Below are 17,888 nucleotides of genomic sequence, written 5' to 3'. Positions count from 1 at the left end.
CGGGGCATGATGCCCCGGAATCGAGATCTTTATGCCCACGGAGATCGTCAGGCCAGGGGGTCGGGCGCGGTCTCCACGCCCAGCTCGGCCAGTTTCGCCTTGCCGCCGTCCACGGCGGTCAGCACCAGCGGGCCCTCCTCGGTCAGCGCGACCGAGTGCTCCCAGTGGCTGGACCAGGTGCCGTCGTCCGTCTTGACGGTCCAGTCGTCGGACAGCACATGCGTCTTCGCGGTGCCCAGGCTCACCATGGGCTCGATCGCGATGCAGAAGCCGGCGCCCAGCCGGGGGCCCTTGCCGCGCTTCCGGGAGACATAGTTCAGCAGATGCGGGTCCATATGCATCTGGGACCCGATGCCATGGCCGCCGTAGTCCTCGATGATCCCGTACTTGCCGGAGGCCGGGCGGGGCTGGCGGCGGATATAGCCCTCGATCGCCTTGGAGATGTCGATGAGCCGGTGGCCCTTGCGGACCGCGGCGATCCCGGCCCACATCGACTCCTCGGTCACCCGGCTCAGCTCGTACAGCTCCGGGGCGTGACCGGTGCCCACGAAGGCGGTGAAGGCGGCGTCGCCGTGCCAGCCGTCCACGATCGCGCCCGCGTCGATGGAGATGATGTCGCCGTCCTTGAGGACGGTCTCCTGGTCCGGGATGCCATGGACCACGATGTCGTTCACCGAGGTGCAGATCGTGGCGGGGAAGCCGCCGTAGCCCAGGAAGTTCGACTTGGCGCCGTGGTCGGCGATGACCTTACGGGCGACGTCGTCCAGATCCTTGGTGGTGGCGCCGGGGACGGCGGCCGCCCGCGTCGCCTCATGGATGGCGGCGACGACCAGTCCCGCCTCACGCATCTTCGCGATCTGCTCGGGAGTCTTGATCTCCACCATCACTCAGCCTTCCACGCGGTCCATCGATTCTGCTCAACAGTACGGCCGCGATACCCCCGGCGGGGCATCGCGGCCGACCAGCTCTGTATCTCTAGGCCGCCTTGGCGGCCAGGGCGTCCATCGCCCGCTGGGTGACCTCGGACACCTTGCCGAGCGCCGAGATCGTCACGACCAGGCCCTTGGCCTTGTAGTAGTCGATGATCGGCTCGGTCTCCCGGTGGTAGACCTCGAGTCGTTTGCGGACCGTCTCCTCGCTGTCGTCCTCGCGCTGGTACAGCTCGCCGCCGCAGACGTCGCAGACGCCCGGGACCTTCGACGGCTTGTACTCCACGTGGAACGTGTGCGAGCTGTCCTGACGGCAGGTGCGGCGGCCCGCGATGCGCTTGATCACCTCGGACTCGGGGACCTCCAGGTCCAGCACCGCGTCCAGCGAGACACCGCGCTCGCCCAGGTAGGTGTCCAGGGCCTCGGCCTGGATCTGGTTCCTCGGGAACCCGTCCAGCAGGAAGCCGGGCTGTGCGTCCGGCTGCTCCAGCCGGTCCTCGGCCATGCCGATGGTGACCTCGTCCGGTACCAGTTGCCCGGCCCGCATGTACTCCTGCGCCTGCTTGCCGAGGGGGGTGCCCTGGCTGATGTTCGCGCGGAACAGGTCGCCGGTGGAGATATGCGGGATCGACAGCTTCTCGGCAAGGTACGCGGCCTGCGTACCCTTGCCGGCTCCCGGAGGCCCGACGAGGACGATTCGCATCAGCGGAGGAACCCTTCGTAGTGTCGCTGCTGAAGCTGGCTCTCGATCTGCTTCACAGTCTCCAGGCCGACACCCACGATGATCAGGATGCTCGTGCCGCCGAACGGGAAGTTCTGATTGGCGTTGAGCGTCACCAGTGCCACCGTGGGCACCAGGGCAATCAAGCCCAGATAGAGCGCACCGGGCCACGTGATGCGGTTCAGCACGTAGCTCAGGTACTCCGCGGTGGGACGACCAGCCCGGATACCCGGGATGAACCCACCATACTTCTTCATGTTGTCGGCAACTTCTTCGGGGTTGAAGCTGATGGCGACATAGAAGAATGCGAAGAAGACGATCAGCAGGAAGTACGTGGCGATGTAGATCGGGTGGTCGCCCTTGACGAAGTTCTGCGAGATCCAGGTCGCCCAGCCGGCCTTCGAATTGGAGAACTGGACGATCAGCGCCGGAATGTACAGCAGCGATGAGGCGAAGATCACGGGGATCACACCCGCCTGGTTCACCTTCATCGGGATGTAGGTGGACGTACCGCCGTACGAGCGGCGGCCGATCATGCGCTTGGCGTATTGCACCGGGATCCGGCGCTGGGCCTGCTCGACGAAGACCACCAGGCCGACCATGGCCAGACCACAGAGGATCACCAGGCCGAACTCCAGCCAGCCCCCCATGATCTTGCCCTGCTGCTTGATGCTCCACATCGCGCTCGGGAACCCGGCGGCGATGGAGACGAACATCAGGATCGACATGCCGTTGCCGATGCCGCGGTCGGTGACCAGCTCACCGAGCCACATGATCAGCGCGGTGCCGGCGGTCATCGTGATGACCATCACGGCGGTGGTGAAGATCGAGTCGTCCCGGACGATCTGTCCGCCGACGGGGCAGCTCTGGAAGAGCGAGCCGCTGCGGGCGGTGGCCACCAGGCCGGTGCCCTGGAGGATCGCCAGCGCGATGGTCAGATAGCGGGTGTACTGCGTGATCTTCGACTGCCCGGCCTGGCCCTCCTTCTTGAGGGCTTCGAGACGCGGGATCACCACGGTCAGCAACTGGAGGATGATGCTCGCCGTGATGTACGGCATGATCCCGAGCGCGAAGATGGTGATCTGGAGCAGTGCGCCACCACTGAACATGTTGACCAGGCCGAACAGACCCTGCTGGCCCTTGGCGAGGTCCATGCACGTCTGGACATTCTTGTAGTCGATGCCCGGGATCGGGATATGTTGCCCGAGCCTGAAGAGCACGATGATGCCCAGCGTGAACAGCAGCTTCTTGCGCAGGTCGGGCGTCTTGAACGCCCGGGCGAACGCGGTGAGCACGGTGCCTCCTGCGCCCCCCGCGTCGCTTCGCGAGAGGTGACGGTCTTGAGGATCGACGAATACTTATCAGCCAGGACCCGCGCGGAGGCGTACCGCGCGGAAGGTAACAACGCCAGCCACCTTACCGGCGACCCGGCCCCGCTTGGAACGACCAACCGGGGATGCCCCGTATCTAGGGCATCCCCGGTTGGGTGTGCACCGTGCTCAGACGAGCTCGGTGACGGTGCCACCGGCGGCGGTGATCTTCTCCTTGGCGGAGCCGGAGACGGCGTCGACCGTCACCTGGAGCGCCACGGAGACCTCACCGGAGCCCAGCACCTTGACGAGCTGGTTCTTGCGCACCGCGCCCTTGGCGACCAGATCGGCCACCGTGACCTCGCCACCCTGCGGGTAGAGCGCGGCCAGCTTGTCCAGGTTCACGACCTGGTACTCGGTGCGGAAGGGGTTCTTGAAGCCCTTGAGCTTCGGGAGCCGCATGTGGAGGGGCATCTGCCCACCCTCGAAGCGCTCCGGAACCTGGTAGCGGGCCTTGGTGCCCTTGGTGCCACGACCAGCGGTCTTACCCTTGGACGCCTCACCACGACCGACACGGGTCTTGGCGGTCTTGGCGCCCGGGGCGGGCCGGAGGTTGTGGACCTTCAGCGGGTTGTTCTCCGCCATCTCAGTCGACCTCCTCGACCGTCACGAGGTGCCGCACGGTGGTCGCCATGCCGCGGAACTCGGGGCGGTCCTCCTTGACAACCACGTCGCCCAGCTTCTTCAGCCCGAGTGAACGTAGGGTGTCGCGGTGGTTCTGCTTGCTGCCGATGTAGGACTTCGTCTGCGTGATCTTCAGGCGGGCCATGCTCACACACCCACCCCGGCACGCGCCCGCAGCAGAGCGGCGGGAGCGACGTCCTCCAGCGGCAGACCACGGCGGGCGGCGATCTCCTCGGGGCGCTGAAGGCCCTGAAGAGCGGCCACCGTGGCGTGCACGATGTTGATCGGGTTCGACGAACCGAGCGACTTGCTGAGCACGTCGTGAATGCCCGCGCACTCCAGCACGGCGCGCACCGGGCCACCGGCGATCACACCGGTACCGGGGGACGCCGGCTTCAGCAGCACCACACCCGCGGCCTCCTCACCCTGGATCGGGTGCGGAATGGTGCCGGCGATCCGGGGGACCTTGAAGAAGTGCTTCTTGGCCTCCTCCACGCCCTTGGCGATCGCGGCCGGCACCTCCTTGGCCTTGCCGTAACCGACACCCACGGTGCCGTCACCGTCGCCCACCACGACCAGCGCGGTGAAGCTGAAGCGACGACCACCCTTCACAACCTTGGCGACGCGGTTGATCGCGACAACACGCTCGACGTAAGCGGTCTTCTCGGCGGCAGCGCCACCGTCCCGCCGGTCCTTCCGGTCCCGCCGCTCGCCGCCACCGGCGCCGCCACCGCGGCGCTGGGGTCCAGCCATTGGATTTACCTCTCTCGTTTCCGCTTTGCGTTGGAACCGGGGCTCAGAACTTCAGCCCGGCCTCGCGGGCGGCGTCCGCCAGAGCGGCAATCCGCCCGGCGTACTTGTTGCCACCACGGTCGAACACGACGGCCTCGATGCCCGCGGCCTTCGCCCGCTCGGCCACCAGCGCGCCGACCTGCTGCGCCTGGGCGCTCTTGTCGCCCTCGGCCGCCCGGATGGCGCTGTCCAGCGTCGACGCCGAGGCCAGCGTGTGGCCCGCGATGTCGTCGATGACCTGCGCCACCATGTGACGGTTGGACCGCGTCACCACGAGGCGAGGACGGACCGGCGTGCCGGAGACCCGCTTGCGGACGCGGATGTGACGCCGCTTGACGGCAGCCGCCTTACGGGCGTTGCCCTTGGCGATCTTCACACCGTATGCCATGGCTTACTTACCAGCCTTTCCGACCTTGCGGCGGATGACCTCGCCCGCGTACTTCACGCCCTTGGCCTTGTACGGGTCGGGCTTGCGCAGCTTGCGGATGTTCGCGGCGACCTCGCCGACCTTCTGCTTGTCGATGCCCTCGACGCTCAGCTTGGTCGGGGACTCCACCTTGAAGGTGATGCCCTCGGGGGCCTCGATCAGGATCGGGTGGCTGTAGCCCAGGGCGAACTCCAGGTTGGAGCCCTTGGCCTGGACGCGGTAACCCACACCGCTGATCTCGAGCGCCTTGCTGTAGCCCTGGGTCACGCCGGTGATCATGTTCGCCACCAGCGTGCGGGACAGGCCGTGCAGGGCCTTGTTCTGACGCTCGTCGTTGGGGCGGGTGACAACGAGAGTGTTGTCCTCACCCTTGGCGACATCGATCGGCGCGGCGACGGTGTGCGAGAGAGAACCCTTGGGGCCCTTCACGGCGACCGTGCGGCCATCGATGGTGACGTCCACACCAGCGGGAACCTGGATGGGCAGCTTGCCAATGCGCGACATGTGCTTCCTCCGTTCCCTGGTTACCAGACGTAGGCGAGGACTTCCCCACCCACGCCCTTCTTGCCGGCCTGCTTGTCGGTGAGGAGCCCGTGCGACGTGGAGATGATCGCCACGCCCAGGCCGCCGAGCACCTTCGGCAGGTTGGTGGACTTTGCGTAGACCCGCAGGCCCGGCTTCGAAATCCGCTTGATGCCGGCGATCGAGCGCTCGCGGTTCGGGCCGAACTTCAGCTCGAGGGTGAGGTTCTTGCCGACCTCGGCGTCCTCGACCTTCCAGCCGGTGATGTAGCCCTCCTGCTGGAGGATCTCCGCGATATGCGACTTGATCTTGCTGTGGGGCATCACGACGGAGTCGTGGTACGCCGAGTTCGCGTTTCGCAGACGCGTCAGCATGTCTGCGATCGGATCGGTCATGGTCATGATGGCCTTCGGCCTCTCTCGCCGGGGTTTCCTGTATGCGCCATCCCTCTCACCCACTCAACGGCGGGCACGGGTGCGGCGCGGGGACCTACGGCGTAGTAAGGATTCTGGGCGGCGAGCGCCCAACCGTTCCACTCTACGGGAGTGGACGGGCGGGGCTCGCCATCCATTTGCTTACCGAGAGTCCGGTATCAACCCGTAAGGGTCGATTACCAGGAACTCTTGGTCACGCCCGGCAGCTCGCCACGGTGAGCCATCTCACGAAGGCACACGCGGCACAGGCCGAACTTGCGGTAGACGGAGTGCGGACGTCCGCAACGCTGGCAGCGCGTGTAACCACGCACGCCGAACTTGGGCTTGCGGGCGGCCTTGGCAATGAGAGCCTTCTTCGCCACGGCTCACGCCTCCTTGAACGGGAAGCCGAGGTGACGCAGCAGGGCGCGGCCCTCGTCGTCGTTGGTCGCCGTGGTCACCACGGTGATGTCCATACCCCGGACGCGGTCGATCTTGTCCTGGTCGATCTCGTGGAACATGACCTGCTCCGTGAGACCGAAGGTGTAGTTGCCCCGGCCGTCGAACTGCTTCGGCGACAGACCGCGGAAGTCGCGGATGCGCGGCAGCGCGAGCGACACCAGACGGTCCAGGAACTCCCACATGCGGTCACCGCGGAGGGTGACGTGGGCGCCGATCGGCTGGCCCTCACGCAGCTTGAACTGCGCGATGGACTTACGGGCCTTGGTGACGGCGGGCTTCTGACCGGTGATCGTGGAGAGGTCGCGGATGGCGCCCTCGATCAGCTTGGAGTCGCGGGCGGCGTCGCCCACACCCATGTTGACCACGACCTTGGTCAGACCGGGGATCTGCATGACGTTCTCGTAGGAGAACTGCTCCTGCAGCTTGCCCTGGATCTCTTCGCGGTAGCGCGCCTTGAGGCGCGGTGCAGTGGTGGTGGCAGTCATCAGATGTCCTCACCGGTCCGCTTGGCAACGCGGATCTTGTTGCCCTCGTCGTCGAAGCGGTATCCGACGCGGGTGACGACCTTGTTGCCGTCCTTCTCCACCACGAGCTGAACGTTGCTCACGTGGATCGGGGCTTCGGTCGTCACGATGCCGCCGGTCTTCGAACCACGAGCGGTCTGTCCGGCCTTGGTGTGCTTCTTGACCCGGTTGACACCCTCGACCAGGACCCGGTCCTCGCGCGGGAAGGCCGCGATGACCTTGCCCTGCTTGCCCTTGTCCTTACCGGTGATGACCTGGACCAGGTCGCCCTTCTTGATCTTCATCGGTTACAGCACCTCCGGCGCGAGCGAGATGATCTTCATGAACTTCTTCTCGCGCAGCTCACGGCCCACCGGGCCGAAGATACGGGTGCCGCGGGGGTCGCCATCGTTCTTGAGGATGACGGCCGCGTTCTCGTCGAAGCGGATGTACGAACCGTCCGGGCGGCGGCGCTCCTTGACGGTGCGCACGATGACCGCCTTGACGACGTCACCCTTCTTCACGTTGCCACCGGGGATCGCGTCCTTGACGGTGGCGACGATGACGTCACCGATGCCCGCGTAGCGGCGACCGGAGCCACCGAGAACACGGATGCAAAGGATTTCCTTCGCGCCCGTGTTGTCGGCGACGCGCAGTCGCGACTCCTGCTGGATCACGTCTATCTCCTGATCGTCTGCCGGTTCCCGGCAGGGGCTGGATATCTCCAGCCCCTGCCGAGCCTGGCGGAACTGTCCTGCGGACTATTGCCCGCAGGAATTACTTGGCCTTCTCGAGGATCTCGACGACGCGCCAGCGCTTGGTCGCGGACAGCGGCCGGGTCTCCATCAGGAGGACACGGTCGCCGACACCCGCGGCGTTCTGCTCGTCGTGCGCCTTGAGCTTGTTCGTACGGCGGATGACCTTGCCGTACAGCGCGTGCTTGACGCGGTCCTCGACGGCGACGACGACGGTCTTGTCCATCTTGTCGCTGACGACCAGACCCTCACGGGTCTTGCGGAAGCCGCGGCTCTGCGTTGCGTTCTCAGTCACATTCGTCTCGCTCATCAGGCGCTCTCCACCGTCTCGATGCCGAGCTCGCGCTCCCGCATCAGGGTGTAGATCCGGGCGATGTCCTTGCGGACGGCCTTCAGCCGGCCGTGGTTCTCAAGCTGTCCGGTCGCCGCCTGGAAGCGGAGGTTGAACAGCTCTTCCTTGGCCTCACGGAGCTTGCCAACGAGGTCCTCGTTGTTCAGCTCACGCAGCTCGGACGCCTTGGTACCGGCCGCCATCACGACTCACCTGCCTCGCGCCGCACGATCCGGCACTTCATCGGGAGCTTGTGAGCAGCGCGGGTGAGCGCCTCACGCGCAGTCTTCTCGTTCGGGAAGGACAGCTCGAACATCACCCGGCCGGGCTTGACGTTCGCGACCCACCACTCCGGCGAACCCTTACCGGAACCCATGCGGGTCTCGGCAGGCTTCTTCGTCAGCGGACGGTCCGGGTAGATGTTGATCCAGACCTTGCCGCCACGCTTGATGTGGCGGGTCATCGCGATACGAGCGGCCTCGATCTGCCGGTTGGTGACGTACGCCGGGGTGACGGCCTGGATGCCGTACTCGCCGAACGCCAGCTCCGTGCCGCCCTTGGCCATGCCGGACCGCTTGGGGTGGTGCTGCTTGCGGTGCTTGACCCTGCGAGGGATCAGCATGTCGGTCAGGCCTCCGTTCCGGTGCTCTCAGCAGCCGGAGCGGCGGTGGCCTCGGCCTTGGGGGCCTCGGCGGGGGCGCTCTGCTGCTGCTGCGGCTTACGGCCACGGCCACCGCGCTCGCCACCACGGCGCTGCGGGCGGTCGCTGCCACCGCGCGACGGGCGGTTGCCGGCGCGGGCGGCGGCGTTCTCGGCGCGGACCTCGGCGATGTTCTTCACGTCGCCCTTGTAGATCCACACCTTGACGCCGATGCGGCCGAAGGTGGTCTTGGCCTCGAAGAAGCCGTAGTCGACGTTGGCCCGGAGGGTGTGCAGGGGCACACGGCCCTCGCGGTAGAACTCCGAGCGCGACATCTCGGCGCCGCCGAGACGGCCACCACACTGGATCTTGATGCCCTTGGCACCGGCCTTCATCGAGCTCTGCATCGACTTGCGCATCGCACGACGGAAGGAGACGCGGGAGGAGAGCTGCTCGGCCACGGCCTGGGCCACGAGCTGAGCGTCGACCTCGGGGTTCTTCACCTCGAGGATGTTGAGCTGCACCTGCTTGCCGGTCAGCTTCTCCAGCTCGCCGCGGATACGGTCGGCCTCCGCGCCGCGGCGGCCGATGACGATGCCCGGCCGGGCGGTGTGGATGTCGACGCGGACGCGGTCACGGGTGCGCTCGATCTCCACCTTGGAGATGCCCGCGCGCTCCATGCCCTTCGTCATCATCCGGCGGATGGCGACGTCTTCCTTGACGTAGTCCTTGTACAGCTTGTCGGCGTACCAGCGCGACTTGAAGTCGGTGGTGATGCCGAGCCGGAACCCGTGCGGGTTAACCTTCTGGCCCATTACCGGGTTCCTTCCTTGCTGCTGACGACCACGGTGATGTGGCTGGTCCGCTTGCGGATCCGGTAGGCGCGGCCCTGGGCACGCGGACGGAACCGCTTCAGGGTCGGGCCCTCGTCGACATATGCCTCGGAGATGAAGAGGCTGTCGGCGTCGGTGTGGTCGTAGTTGTGCGCGGCGTTGGCGATGGCGCTGTCCAGCACCTTGCCGACCGGCACGCTCGCGGCCTGCGGGGCGAAACGCAGGACCGCCTGAGCCTCCGTGGCACTCATGCCACGGATGAGGTCCACCACGCGGCGGGCCTTCATGGGCGTGACGCGGATGTACCGCGCCTGGGCCCTGGCTTCCATGGTTGTCCCTTCGGTGTCTGTCATGAGTCTCTTCCGCCGATCAGCGACGACGCGACTTACGGTCGTCCTTCTCGTGGCCGCGGAAGGTGCGGGTCGGCGCGAACTCGCCGAGCTTGTGGCCGACCATCGACTCGGTGACGAACACCGGGACGTGCTTGCGGCCGTCGTGCACCGCGATCGTGTGGCCGAGCATGGCCGGGACGATCATCGAGCGGCGGGACCAGGTCTTGATGACGTTCTTGGTGCCGGCTTCGTTCTGGACATCCACCTTCTTGATCAGGTGGTCGTCGACGAAGGGCCCCTTCTTGAGACTGCGCGGCATCTAAACCCGCTCCTAGCGCTTCTTGTTCGTCTTGCGGCGGCGGACGATGTACTTGTTGCTGGCCTTCTTCGGCGAGCGCGTACGGCCCTCCTTCTGACCCCACGGCGAGACCGGGTGGCGACCACCGGAGGTCTTGCCCTCACCACCACCGTGCGGGTGGTCGACGGGGTTCATGACCACACCACGAACGGTCGGGCGGACGCCCTTCCAGCGCATGCGGCCGGCCTTGCCCCAGTTGATGTTCGACTGCTCGGCGTTGCCGACCTCGCCAACGGTGGCGCGGCAGCGGACGTCGACCAGGCGGATCTCACCGGACGGCATGCGGAGGTGGGCCATGGAGCCCTCCTTCGCCAGCAACTGCACGGAGGCACCCGCGGAGCGGGCGAACTTCGCGCCGCCGCCGGGCCGCAGCTCGATGGCGTGGAGCGTGGTACCAACCGGGATGTTGCGCAGCGAGAGGTTGTTACCGGGCTTGATGTCTGCGCCGGGGCCGTTCTCGATCCGGTCGCCCTGCGTCAGGCCGCGCGGCGCGAGGATGTAGCGCTTCTCGCCGTCGGCGTAGTGCAGCAGCGCGATGCGCGCGGTGCGGTTGGGGTCGTATTCGATGTGTGCGACCTTCGCCGGGACGCCGTCCTTGTCGTGACGGCGGAAGTCGATCACGCGGTACGCACGCTTGTGACCGCCACCCTGGTGGCGGACCGTGATGCGGCCGGCGTTGTTACGACCACCCTTGCTGTGCAGCGGGCGGACCAGCGACTTCTCCGGCGTGGACCGCGTGATCTCGACGAAGTCGGCGACGCTGGAGCCACGACGGCCCGGGGTCGTCGGCTTGTACTTGCGGATACCCATTTCTCAGTCCTCGGAAGATTCCGGACTTCTGGACGTTCCGATCTCCGTTAGGAGACCGGGCCGCCGAAGATGTCGATACGGTCGCCCTCGGCGAGGGTCACGATGGCGCGCTTGGTGTCCTTGCGCTTGCCGTAGCCGGTGCGGGTGCGCTTGCGCTTGCCCTGCCGGTTGATCGTGTTGACCCCGGTGACCTTGACCGAGAAGACCGCCTCGACGGCCTGCTTGATCTGGGTCTTGTTCGCGCGCGGGTCGACGAGGAACGTGTACTTGTTCTCGTCCAGCAGCGCGTAGCTCTTCTCCGAGACCACCGGCTTGACGAGAATGTCGCGGGGGTCGGTGAAGGTCTTGCTGGTGACAGCGGTCGCCTCACTCATCAGGCGGCGCTCCCTTCGGTCTTCTCAGCGGCCTTGGGACCAGCCACGAAGGACTCGAAGGCGGCCTTGGTGAAGACCACGTCGTCGGAGACGAGCACGTCGTACGTGTTGAGCTGGCCCGGCTCCAGGATGTGCACCTGGGGCAGGTTGCGGGCGGACAGCCACGCGGCCTCGTCGCTCCGCTCGGCGATCAGGAGCAGGTTCTTGCGCTCGCTGATCTTGCCCAGCAGGGTCTTCGCGGCCTTGGTGGAGATGTCGCCGTCGACCACACCGGTCACGACGTGGATCCGCTCGTGGCGCGCCCGGTCGGAGAGGGCACCGCGCAGCGCGGCGGCCTTCATCTTCTTCGGGGTGCGCTGGCTGTAGTCGCGCGGCACGGGACCGTGCACGACGCCACCGCCGGCGAACTGCGGCGCGCGGGTCGAGCCCTGGCGCGCGCGGCCGGTGCCCTTCTGGCGGTAGGGCTTCTTGCCACCGCCCCGGACCTCGCCGCGGGTCTTGGTCTTGTGCGTGCCCTGACGGGCAGCGGCCAACTGGGCGACGACGACCTGGTGGATCAGCGGAACGCTGACCTGCGCGTCGAAGATCTCCGCGGGGAGCTCGACGGTCCCGGCCTTGTCGCCTGCCGGCGAAAGGATGTCAATGGTGCTCATCGGTTACCTCAGGCCCCCTTGGCCGCGGTACGGACCAGGACGAGGCCGCCGTTCGGACCAGGAACCGCTCCCTTGATCAGGAGCAGGCCCTTCTCCGCGTCAACGGCGTGGACGGTCAGGTTCTGGGTGGTGACCCGCTCATTGCCCATGCGGCCGGCCATGCGCAGGCCCTTGAACACGCGGCCCGGGGTGGCGCAGCCACCGATGGAGCCCGGCGAGCGGTGCTTGCGCTGGGTGCCGTGGCCGGCGCCGAGGCCGCCGAAGCCGTGGCGCTTCATGACACCGGCGGTGCCCTTGCCCTTGCTGGTGCCGGTCACGTCGACCTTGACACCGGACTCGAACACCTCGGCCGTGACTTCCTGACCGAGCGTGTACTCACCGGCGTCGGTGGTACGCAGCTCCACCAGGTGGCGGCGCGGGGTCACATCGGCCTTGGCGAAGTGGCCCTTGAGGGGCTTGTTCACCTTGCGCGGGTCGATCTCGCCGAAGGCGATCTGGACGGCGCTGTAGCCGTCCGCGTCATCGGTACGGACCTGGGTCACGACACACGGACCGGCCTTGACGACGGTGACCGGGACGACACGGTTGTTCTCGTCCCACACCTGCGTCATGCCGAGCTTCTCGCCCAGGACGCCCTTGATCTGCTTAGCCATCTCGCGCGTCACCTCAGAGCTTGATCTCGATGTCGACGCCCGCCGGCAGGTCGAGACGCATCAGCGAGTCGACGGTCTTCGGCGTGGGGTCGAGGATGTCGATGAGGCGCTTGTGCGTACGCATCTCGAAGTGCTCGCGCGAGTCCTTGTACTTGTGCGGCGACTTGATGACGCAGTACACGTTCTTCTCTGTGGGCAGCGGCACCGGGCCCGCGACCGACGCACCAGTGCGGGTCACCGTCTCGACGATCTTCTTCGCCGAGGAGTCGATGACCTCGTGGTCGTAGGCCTTGAGCCGGATGCGGATCTTCTGTCCCGCCATGGCTACTTCGTAGTCCTGTCTCTCGTAACGCTCTGGGACCCGGTGGCGTGCGCGTCCCTCTCCACCCCACTTCCGACCCACGCGGTCGGGCGTGTCGCAGTCCTTCTCATAAATCTCCATACGGAGATCCCTGGTGAAGGGGGTTGCTGGGGGAGAAAGTCACCCACCGGGCGCCTGGCTGGGGCCCCGCTGACGCTTCCCGGAAGATTCCCGTACTTCCGCCCCTGATCAGGGGCGACGAGTACCGTGGGACTCGCTTCCAGTCCTCCCGGCGAGAGGCGCGCAGCATCGGCACTCAACCGAGCAACCTGGCTAGTGTGCCATATCGGCTGCTTCGGACGCCAATCAAGAGGCCCGGAAGCGTACCCGTCGCGGGGCCCGCTTCAAACTCGGCGAGCATCGGAGGCCGGTGCACAGTGTCACGTGCGAGTGTGAGATTCGGGATGCCACCCAATGTGACCCCGCGCACAGCGATGTGACCCCGCGCACAACAGGGCACAGGCCCCAACCGGTCGCCCTCCCCACACGTCTCCCTCCGGGGGAACACACGGCACACTCGCACGCCGGGGCACCGACATGCTCACGCGGCATGCACACGCGGCCGATTCACCCGCCCCGCTGCCCCCTTGGAAGCGCCCCCGATGACCTCCACCGCGCAGGCCCCCGGCCCATCCACCTCACCGCCAAGACGACGGAGACGCACCACCCGGAGCGCCCGCCCCCGGAACGTGGCGGTGGCACTGGCCGCCGGTGTGGCGCTGATCGCCGGGGTCGTGTTCGCGTTACGCGACGACGGCGATGGTGGCGGTGGCGGCAAGGACGCGGCCCGCGCCACGGCCCCGGCAGCCCTGCCGCCCGACGCCATCTCGGCCACCTCCAGACCCCCTCGCCCAGGCTCCCCCGCCACCGCGACCGGCGAGTTCATCACCGCGAAGTCCTCCGGCGCGGTGATCGGCAGGGGAAGCGACCCGCGGCGGTTCAAGGTCATGGTGGAGGAAGGCACCGGCGTCGACGCGAAGCGGGCCGCGGCCGAAATCTCGGCGATCCTCGCCGACAAGCGCGGCTGGACCAGCGACGGCAAGCATTCCTTCCAACTGGTCGCCGACGGCCCCTCCGACTTCGAGGTGAAGATCGCCACCCCGGACACGGTCGACGAGATCTGCGGCGCCGTGGGCCTGGACACCCATGGTGAGGTCAACTGCGACGCCGGCACCCAGATCATGGTCAACCTCAAGCGCTGGAACACCGGCTCACCGGAGTTCTCCGGCCCCATCAGCGGCTACCGGGCGCTGATCGTCAACCACGAGGTCGGCCACCGCATCGGCCACGGCCACGAGACCTGCCCCGGGAAGGGCAAACGGGCGCCGGTGATGATGCAGCAGATATACGGGCTCAAGGGCTGTGCCGCGAACGAGTGGCCCTACAGCGCGAATGGCAGGTACATCGAGGGCCCGGCGGTCCCGTGACGACTACATGTGATCGATCTGGGTCAGGTCGATGTCGATCGTGAAGGGGACGGTCAGCTTCAGCCGCTCGTGATAGATGCCGGTGTTCGTGTAGGACTTGGTGACGAGGTCCAGCTCGTAGGTGTGCACGGCCGGACGATCCTTCTCCCCCGCCATCTCGACCAGCCAGAAGTGGGGAATGCCCGCGGCGGCGTACTTGAGGGGCTTGGTCTCGCGGTCCCGCTCCTCGGAATCCGGCGAGACGACTTCCACAGCGAGCACCATGTCGGCCGCTTCGTACCGGGTCTGCCGCCGACTCTGCTCCGCCTCCGCGCGCACCACCAGAAGATCGGGCTCCGGGGCGTTGCGGGGTCCCAGCACGACGGTCATCTCCCGGCGCACCCGGAACTCGTCCGGCACCGTCCGGCGCAGTCCGGCCTCCAGCAGATACATCACCAGCATATGAAAGACCCGCTGCGGGCTCACGAAGACCAGGCTCCCGTCGATCAACTCGGTGTGCGGCGGGAGGTCGGGCAGATTGTAGAGATCGTCCACGGTGTAGCCGTCCGGCGGCGGCACGGGCCAGGTGGTGCGCTGCGGTTCGGCGGTCATGATTCCTCCCATGGACGAGATCTTCGACCCTGTCACCACGGTAGCGTCCCTATGTGCGACAAAGCCCCACATAGGGAGGAACCGAACGGCGCGAGGTTGACACGGTGGTGCGGTCCACCGTGCCCACGGTGGTTTCGGCGCGCCGAGAAGAGGATCGCGCGCCTCGCCGAGTCACGGAGCCTGAACGGGCCGGACGGCGCCCAGGGCTCGGTGGGGTCAACGATCCGCCCAACGACGCGTCCGCGCGCTTCCACCACAAGTTCGGCTTCCAGGAGCTGACCCGGCTGACCCCGCCGGACGGGCTGCCCCGGGTGGTGTGGGTGTGGCGGCACGCGGGGTGCCGATCTCCGACTGAGCGACCCGGGTTCATCGGCGTGGGCGCCCGCGCGCTCCCGCGCCTCCGCGCCCCCGTGGCGAAGGACGATGTATCCGGACTGTGACCGATACCTCCGGGCCACCGGACAACCTGTCAAGATCATTGCCCGTCCTTTCACTCGGAGCAGCCGGAGACTACGCGCTGCCGAAGTGACAGGGTCACCAAATTGAACAGTCGATGGACAGTGCGGGGAACGGGCACCACTCGCAGGCAGACGCTGGCCGCGCTGGCGGCACTCACCGCGGCCGGGGCGGCCGGGGTCGCCGGTTGCGGTGGTGGTGGAGGCTCGCGGGGTACGGCATCCGAGCCCGCGCGGGGCAGTGCGCCCGGGGCGGCGGAGCCCTTCACCTCGACGGTGGGCGACAAGCAGGCGCTGCTGCTTCAGGTCATGGCGCATCCCGACGACGATCTGTACTTCATGAATCCGGACGCCGAGCAGGTGCTGCGCTCCGGTGTCCCGGTGGTGTCCGTGTACGTCACGGCCGGTGAGGCGCGGGGGATCAACCACCAGGCGGGGACGCCGATCCCGCCCGTCGACAAGGCCGCCTACTCCGCCTCCCGCCATCAGGGGCTGCGGCAGGCGTACGCGCGGATGGCCGGGCTGAACCAGTTCGCGCCCTGGCAGCGGTCGGTGCTGCGGCTGCCCGGCGGGGTCACCGCGGAGACCAACACCCTCGCGGGCGGCGCCCGCAGGGTCCGGCTGATCTTCCTCAATATCGCGATGCTGTCGGAGGGCGGCGTACGGATCCCCGCGCTCTGGAACACCCCGGGCGCCGTGATGAGCACCCTCCTGGCCACCGGCTCCCCCGTGCCGCACCGGAGTTCGTACGGCCATCAGACGCTGGTCGACGTGCTCGCCGAGATCATGGACCGCTATCGGCCGACGCTGATCCACACGCTGGACCCGGACCCCGACTTCCAGGTGCACGACGCGCTGCACCCCAAGGACAACGATCAGCCGGGGTGCTCGGACCACCGCGACCACACCCCGGTCGCGCTGTTCACCTGGAAGGCGATCGCCCAGTGGGTGGCCGCGTCCGCCCAGCGGGACAAGCACGCCCCGCGCTTCACCACCACCGCGTTCCGCGGCTACTACAACCAGCGTTGGCCGCACAATCTGCCGCCCGCGGTGCTCGCCCGGAAGGCGCGGGTGATCAAGTCCTACGGCGGCGCCCCGGACTGGGACTGCGGCAACGCGGCCGGCTGCGGCGACTACAGCCAGGGCGGTGTGCGCCCGCTGCTGAACCGCAAGGGCTGGATCCGCTCCACCCACTACCGCTACCCCACCGCCCTGCCCGCCCCCACCACCGACGACCAGGGCCGGCTCGTGGCGTACGGCGTGCTCGGCACCCAGGCCGTGCGGTGGCGGGAGACTGCGCCCGGCAGCGGGCGGTTCGGGGTGCCGCTGGGGCTCGGTGGCGGACCGCTCGCCCCGGCGCTCGCCGCGGTGCGGGACAGCGAGGGGCGGCAGGTGCTGTTCGCCCTGCGGTTCGCGGCGCTGGGCGGCCAGGGCGCGGCCGACCTGCGCGAGATCGTGGTGCTGGAACAGCGCCGCCCGGACGGCCCGTTCCGCGCCTGGACCGGACTCGGCACCCCCGAGACCAGCAGCGAACACGGCCGCCGGGTCGGCTGCCCGGCGGCGGTCGCCACCCCCGACGGCCGGGTCCATCTCTTCGTACGGACCGCGGACAAGGGCCTGGCCACCCGCGTACGGGACGCGAGCGGCCACTGGAGTCCCTGGCAGCGGCTCGGCGGCGACGAGGTCCAGGACGGGCTGACCGCGCTGCTGGACGCGGAGGGGCGGGTCCATGTCCTCGCCTGTGGCCGCGACACCGTCCACCACTGGGCCCAGGAGTGGGCCGGTGGCCCGGTCGCGCTGCGCCCGCCGACCGGTCTGCCGCGCCCCGGCGGGGATCCGCCGGCCGCCGCGGTGGCCCCCGACGGCTCGCTCGCGCTGGTCTACCGCACCCCCGCGGCCACCGTGCCCGCCGTCCACGGCGCCACCTCCCTCACCGTGCGGCACTTCGAGGGCTACGGGGCGATCGCCGCGCACACCGTGGCCGAACCCTCCGGCCGCCGCGGCGCCAAGACGCTGCTGCTGGTCGGCCGCGACCTGGGCGGGGAGGTCCAGGTCCAGTACGGCACCGGCCCGGACGCCAGGCCCCTGCGCTCCCCCGGCCACCTGATCCCGGTCGGCGCCCCGGCACTGCTGGCGGACGACGGCCGCCAGGGCGCCTGCGTGGTGGGCATGGCCCCGGACGCCACCCCGTGGATCTGGCGCCCACACTCCACGAAACGGGCCTGACGGCCCGGCTCACCACCGGGAGCGGCGAGGCCGGGGACACCGTCCCCGGCCCACGCCCGACCCACGCCCCCGTGGCGCCCTCATGGTGGCGCGCCCGGTGCGGCGCCTTCGGGCGGCCTGCCTGGTGCCGCGCCTCCGGGCGGCGCGCCTGGTGCCACGCGCTCCTGGCCATCTCCCCGTACGGCACCTCCCAGGCCGCCCGCCTGGCATCGCACACCCATGGCCATCCCCTGCCGCGGCGCTCCCCTGGGCGGCATCCCCGATCCGTGTCCGGCCCGTGCCCCACACGCGGCGTCTGCGCGGCGTCCGGGCGGCGCCGGATCGGC

General features: G+C 68.2%; 27 protein-coding genes. 2 read left to right on the top strand and 25 right to left on the bottom strand.

What is annotated here, in order from left to right; genetic code table 11:
• Window positions 1-47 precede the first annotated feature (47 nt).
• From map to rpsJ, 24 genes are all read right to left on the bottom strand, one after another.
• Entirely contained in the window at window positions 48-884 is an 837-nt protein-coding gene (gene map, locus KN815_RS15915; protein WP_216342581.1) for a type I methionyl aminopeptidase, read from the bottom strand.
• Window positions 885-975: 91 nt separating this feature from the next.
• On the bottom strand, window positions 976-1,632 hold the full coding sequence (locus KN815_RS15910; protein ID WP_216342580.1) for an adenylate kinase: 657 nt from the start codon (window positions 1,630-1,632) through the stop codon (window positions 976-978).
• Window positions 1,632-2,945 carry a preprotein translocase subunit SecY gene (gene secY, locus KN815_RS15905; protein WP_059148966.1) on the bottom strand — a complete coding sequence of 438 codons (1,314 nt, stop codon included), beginning with the start codon at window positions 2,943-2,945 and terminating at the stop codon, window positions 1,632-1,634. Before secY ends, KN815_RS15910 begins: the two co-directional genes overlap by 1 nt.
• 204 nt (window positions 2,946-3,149) lie before the next feature.
• Window positions 3,150-3,605: a 50S ribosomal protein L15 gene (rplO, locus tag KN815_RS15900; RefSeq protein WP_059148967.1), complete on the bottom strand. Its 456-nt coding sequence runs from the start codon at window positions 3,603-3,605 to the stop codon at window positions 3,150-3,152.
• A 1-nt stretch (window position 3,606) separates the two neighbouring features.
• The gene (gene rpmD, locus KN815_RS15895) at window positions 3,607-3,789 is read right to left on the bottom strand and encodes a 50S ribosomal protein L30 (RefSeq protein WP_009715866.1); all 183 of its coding nucleotides are present in this window, start codon (window positions 3,787-3,789) and stop codon (window positions 3,607-3,609) included.
• A 2-nt stretch (window positions 3,790-3,791) separates the two neighbouring features.
• Complete coding sequence (gene rpsE, locus KN815_RS15890) at window positions 3,792-4,397, bottom strand: 30S ribosomal protein S5 (RefSeq protein WP_030835127.1); 606 nt, start codon at window positions 4,395-4,397, stop codon at window positions 3,792-3,794.
• Between the two features lie 43 nt (window positions 4,398-4,440).
• The gene (rplR, locus tag KN815_RS15885) at window positions 4,441-4,824 is read right to left on the bottom strand and encodes a 50S ribosomal protein L18 (RefSeq protein WP_059148968.1); all 384 of its coding nucleotides are present in this window, start codon (window positions 4,822-4,824) and stop codon (window positions 4,441-4,443) included.
• A gap of 3 nt (window positions 4,825-4,827) precedes the next feature.
• Window positions 4,828-5,367: a 50S ribosomal protein L6 gene (rplF, locus tag KN815_RS15880; protein ID WP_216342579.1), complete on the bottom strand. Its 540-nt coding sequence runs from the start codon at window positions 5,365-5,367 to the stop codon at window positions 4,828-4,830.
• A gap of 20 nt (window positions 5,368-5,387) precedes the next feature.
• The gene (rpsH, locus tag KN815_RS15875; RefSeq protein WP_055556099.1) at window positions 5,388-5,786 is read right to left on the bottom strand and encodes a 30S ribosomal protein S8; all 399 of its coding nucleotides are present in this window, start codon (window positions 5,784-5,786) and stop codon (window positions 5,388-5,390) included.
• A 209-nt stretch (window positions 5,787-5,995) separates the two neighbouring features.
• Window positions 5,996-6,181 carry a type Z 30S ribosomal protein S14 gene (locus KN815_RS15870; RefSeq protein ID WP_003948630.1) on the bottom strand — a complete coding sequence of 62 codons (186 nt, stop codon included), beginning with the start codon at window positions 6,179-6,181 and terminating at the stop codon, window positions 5,996-5,998.
• Window positions 6,182-6,184: 3 nt separating this feature from the next.
• A complete protein-coding gene (gene rplE, locus KN815_RS15865) occupies window positions 6,185-6,745 on the bottom strand; it encodes a 50S ribosomal protein L5 (RefSeq protein WP_014054174.1) in 561 nt (186 codons plus the stop codon).
• Entirely contained in the window at window positions 6,745-7,068 is a 324-nt protein-coding gene (gene rplX, locus KN815_RS15860; protein WP_014054173.1) for a 50S ribosomal protein L24, read from the bottom strand. The genes rplE and rplX overlap by 1 nt, the downstream gene beginning before the upstream one ends.
• Window positions 7,069-7,071: 3 nt before the next feature.
• Window positions 7,072-7,440: a 50S ribosomal protein L14 gene (rplN, locus tag KN815_RS15855; RefSeq protein WP_003998823.1), complete on the bottom strand. Its 369-nt coding sequence runs from the start codon at window positions 7,438-7,440 to the stop codon at window positions 7,072-7,074.
• Between the two features lie 100 nt (window positions 7,441-7,540).
• Window positions 7,541-7,828: a 30S ribosomal protein S17 gene (gene rpsQ, locus KN815_RS15850; protein WP_055556095.1), complete on the bottom strand. Its 288-nt coding sequence runs from the start codon at window positions 7,826-7,828 to the stop codon at window positions 7,541-7,543.
• Window positions 7,828-8,052 carry a 50S ribosomal protein L29 gene (gene rpmC, locus KN815_RS15845; protein WP_009715874.1) on the bottom strand — a complete coding sequence of 75 codons (225 nt, stop codon included), beginning with the start codon at window positions 8,050-8,052 and terminating at the stop codon, window positions 7,828-7,830. Before rpmC ends, rpsQ begins: the two co-directional genes overlap by 1 nt.
• Window positions 8,052-8,471 carry a 50S ribosomal protein L16 gene (gene rplP, locus KN815_RS15840; RefSeq protein WP_014054170.1) on the bottom strand — a complete coding sequence of 140 codons (420 nt, stop codon included), beginning with the start codon at window positions 8,469-8,471 and terminating at the stop codon, window positions 8,052-8,054. The genes rpmC and rplP overlap by 1 nt, the downstream gene beginning before the upstream one ends.
• 5 nt (window positions 8,472-8,476) lie before the next feature.
• Window positions 8,477-9,304, bottom strand: coding sequence for a 30S ribosomal protein S3 (gene rpsC, locus KN815_RS15835; protein ID WP_014054169.1), 828 nt, complete (start codon window positions 9,302-9,304; stop codon window positions 8,477-8,479).
• Window positions 9,304-9,651, bottom strand: a complete 348-nt coding sequence (gene rplV / locus KN815_RS15830) for a 50S ribosomal protein L22 (protein ID WP_059148970.1) — start codon at window positions 9,649-9,651, stop codon at window positions 9,304-9,306. The genes rpsC and rplV overlap by 1 nt, the downstream gene beginning before the upstream one ends.
• A 40-nt stretch (window positions 9,652-9,691) precedes the next feature.
• Window positions 9,692-9,973 (bottom strand): 30S ribosomal protein S19, encoded by a 282-nt coding sequence (rpsS, locus tag KN815_RS15825; RefSeq protein WP_014178772.1) that lies wholly within the window; start codon window positions 9,971-9,973, stop codon window positions 9,692-9,694.
• Between the two features lie 12 nt (window positions 9,974-9,985).
• Window positions 9,986-10,822 (bottom strand): 50S ribosomal protein L2, encoded by an 837-nt coding sequence (rplB, locus tag KN815_RS15820; RefSeq protein WP_059148971.1) that lies wholly within the window; start codon window positions 10,820-10,822, stop codon window positions 9,986-9,988.
• Between the two features lie 47 nt (window positions 10,823-10,869).
• Window positions 10,870-11,196 carry a 50S ribosomal protein L23 gene (rplW, locus tag KN815_RS15815; protein WP_216342578.1) on the bottom strand — a complete coding sequence of 109 codons (327 nt, stop codon included), beginning with the start codon at window positions 11,194-11,196 and terminating at the stop codon, window positions 10,870-10,872.
• Window positions 11,196-11,849: a 50S ribosomal protein L4 gene (gene rplD / locus KN815_RS15810; protein WP_216342577.1), complete on the bottom strand. Its 654-nt coding sequence runs from the start codon at window positions 11,847-11,849 to the stop codon at window positions 11,196-11,198. The genes rplW and rplD overlap by 1 nt, the downstream gene beginning before the upstream one ends.
• A gap of 8 nt (window positions 11,850-11,857) precedes the next feature.
• Complete coding sequence (gene rplC, locus KN815_RS15805; protein ID WP_093470442.1) at window positions 11,858-12,502, bottom strand: 50S ribosomal protein L3; 645 nt, start codon at window positions 12,500-12,502, stop codon at window positions 11,858-11,860.
• 13 nt (window positions 12,503-12,515) lie between these two features.
• On the bottom strand, window positions 12,516-12,824 hold the full coding sequence (gene rpsJ, locus KN815_RS15800; protein ID WP_003948644.1) for a 30S ribosomal protein S10: 309 nt from the start codon (window positions 12,822-12,824) through the stop codon (window positions 12,516-12,518).
• Between the two features lie 641 nt (window positions 12,825-13,465).
• Between rpsJ and KN815_RS15795 the strand changes: the two genes are divergently transcribed.
• Entirely contained in the window at window positions 13,466-14,290 is an 825-nt protein-coding gene (locus KN815_RS15795; RefSeq protein WP_216342576.1) for a DUF3152 domain-containing protein, read from the top strand.
• 3 nt (window positions 14,291-14,293) lie between these two features.
• Here KN815_RS15795 and KN815_RS15790 read toward each other — a convergent pair whose 3' ends face one another.
• Window positions 14,294-14,881: a Uma2 family endonuclease gene (locus KN815_RS15790; RefSeq protein WP_253209007.1), complete on the bottom strand. Its 588-nt coding sequence runs from the start codon at window positions 14,879-14,881 to the stop codon at window positions 14,294-14,296.
• Between the two features lie 542 nt (window positions 14,882-15,423).
• Between KN815_RS15790 and KN815_RS15785 the strand changes: the two genes are divergently transcribed.
• Window positions 15,424-17,562, top strand: a complete 2,139-nt coding sequence (locus tag KN815_RS15785; RefSeq protein WP_253209006.1) for a PIG-L family deacetylase — start codon at window positions 15,424-15,426, stop codon at window positions 17,560-17,562.
• The last annotated feature ends 326 nt before the right edge of the window (window positions 17,563-17,888 follow it).

The organism is Streptomyces niphimycinicus (assembly GCF_018883605.1).
In the GTDB taxonomy this organism is placed as follows: Bacteria; Actinomycetota; Actinomycetes; order Streptomycetales; family Streptomycetaceae; genus Streptomyces; species Streptomyces niphimycinicus.
Note: the sequence above shows the minus strand (reverse complement) of the source record. Positions and strands in the feature narration are given on the sequence as shown.

What these genes read in the sequence shown, in the direction of transcription:
- map (WP_216342581.1), bottom strand. Translation starts at nt 884, where the DNA reads ATGGTGGAGATCAAGACTCCCGAGCAGATCGCGAAGATGCGTGAGGCG.
- KN815_RS15910 (WP_216342580.1), bottom strand. Translation starts at nt 1,632, where the DNA reads ATGCGAATCGTCCTCGTCGGGCCTCCGGGAGCCGGCAAGGGTACGCAG.
- rplO (WP_059148967.1), bottom strand. Translation starts at nt 3,605, where the DNA reads ATGGCGGAGAACAACCCGCTGAAGGTCCACAACCTCCGGCCCGCCCCG.
- rpmD (WP_009715866.1), bottom strand. Translation starts at nt 3,789, where the DNA reads ATGGCCCGCCTGAAGATCACGCAGACGAAGTCCTACATCGGCAGCAAG.
- rpsE (WP_030835127.1), bottom strand. Translation starts at nt 4,397, where the DNA reads ATGGCTGGACCCCAGCGCCGCGGTGGCGGCGCCGGTGGCGGCGAGCGG.
- rplR (WP_059148968.1), bottom strand. Translation starts at nt 4,824, where the DNA reads ATGGCATACGGTGTGAAGATCGCCAAGGGCAACGCCCGTAAGGCGGCT.
- rplF (WP_216342579.1), bottom strand. Translation starts at nt 5,367, where the DNA reads ATGTCGCGCATTGGCAAGCTGCCCATCCAGGTTCCCGCTGGTGTGGAC.
- rpsH (WP_055556099.1), bottom strand. Translation starts at nt 5,786, where the DNA reads ATGACCATGACCGATCCGATCGCAGACATGCTGACGCGTCTGCGAAAC.
- rplE (WP_014054174.1), bottom strand. Translation starts at nt 6,745, where the DNA reads ATGACTGCCACCACCACTGCACCGCGCCTCAAGGCGCGCTACCGCGAA.
- rplX (WP_014054173.1), bottom strand. Translation starts at nt 7,068, where the DNA reads ATGAAGATCAAGAAGGGCGACCTGGTCCAGGTCATCACCGGTAAGGAC.
- rpsQ (WP_055556095.1), bottom strand. Translation starts at nt 7,828, where the DNA reads ATGAGCGAGACGAATGTGACTGAGAACGCAACGCAGAGCCGCGGCTTC.
- rpmC (WP_009715874.1), bottom strand. Translation starts at nt 8,052, where the DNA reads ATGGCGGCCGGTACCAAGGCGTCCGAGCTGCGTGAGCTGAACAACGAG.
- rplP (WP_014054170.1), bottom strand. Translation starts at nt 8,471, where the DNA reads ATGCTGATCCCTCGCAGGGTCAAGCACCGCAAGCAGCACCACCCCAAG.
- rpsC (WP_014054169.1), bottom strand. Translation starts at nt 9,304, where the DNA reads ATGGGCCAGAAGGTTAACCCGCACGGGTTCCGGCTCGGCATCACCACC.
- rplV (WP_059148970.1), bottom strand. Translation starts at nt 9,651, where the DNA reads ATGGAAGCCAGGGCCCAGGCGCGGTACATCCGCGTCACGCCCATGAAG.
- rpsS (WP_014178772.1), bottom strand. Translation starts at nt 9,973, where the DNA reads ATGCCGCGCAGTCTCAAGAAGGGGCCCTTCGTCGACGACCACCTGATC.
- rplB (WP_059148971.1), bottom strand. Translation starts at nt 10,822, where the DNA reads ATGGGTATCCGCAAGTACAAGCCGACGACCCCGGGCCGTCGTGGCTCC.
- rplW (WP_216342578.1), bottom strand. Translation starts at nt 11,196, where the DNA reads ATGAGTGAGGCGACCGCTGTCACCAGCAAGACCTTCACCGACCCCCGC.
- rplD (WP_216342577.1), bottom strand. Translation starts at nt 11,849, where the DNA reads ATGAGCACCATTGACATCCTTTCGCCGGCAGGCGACAAGGCCGGGACC.
- rplC (WP_093470442.1), bottom strand. Translation starts at nt 12,502, where the DNA reads ATGGCTAAGCAGATCAAGGGCGTCCTGGGCGAGAAGCTCGGCATGACG.
- rpsJ (WP_003948644.1), bottom strand. Translation starts at nt 12,824, where the DNA reads ATGGCGGGACAGAAGATCCGCATCCGGCTCAAGGCCTACGACCACGAG.
- KN815_RS15795 (WP_216342576.1), top strand. Translation starts at nt 13,466, where the DNA reads ATGACCTCCACCGCGCAGGCCCCCGGCCCATCCACCTCACCGCCAAGA.
- KN815_RS15790 (WP_253209007.1), bottom strand. Translation starts at nt 14,881, where the DNA reads ATGACCGCCGAACCGCAGCGCACCACCTGGCCCGTGCCGCCGCCGGAC.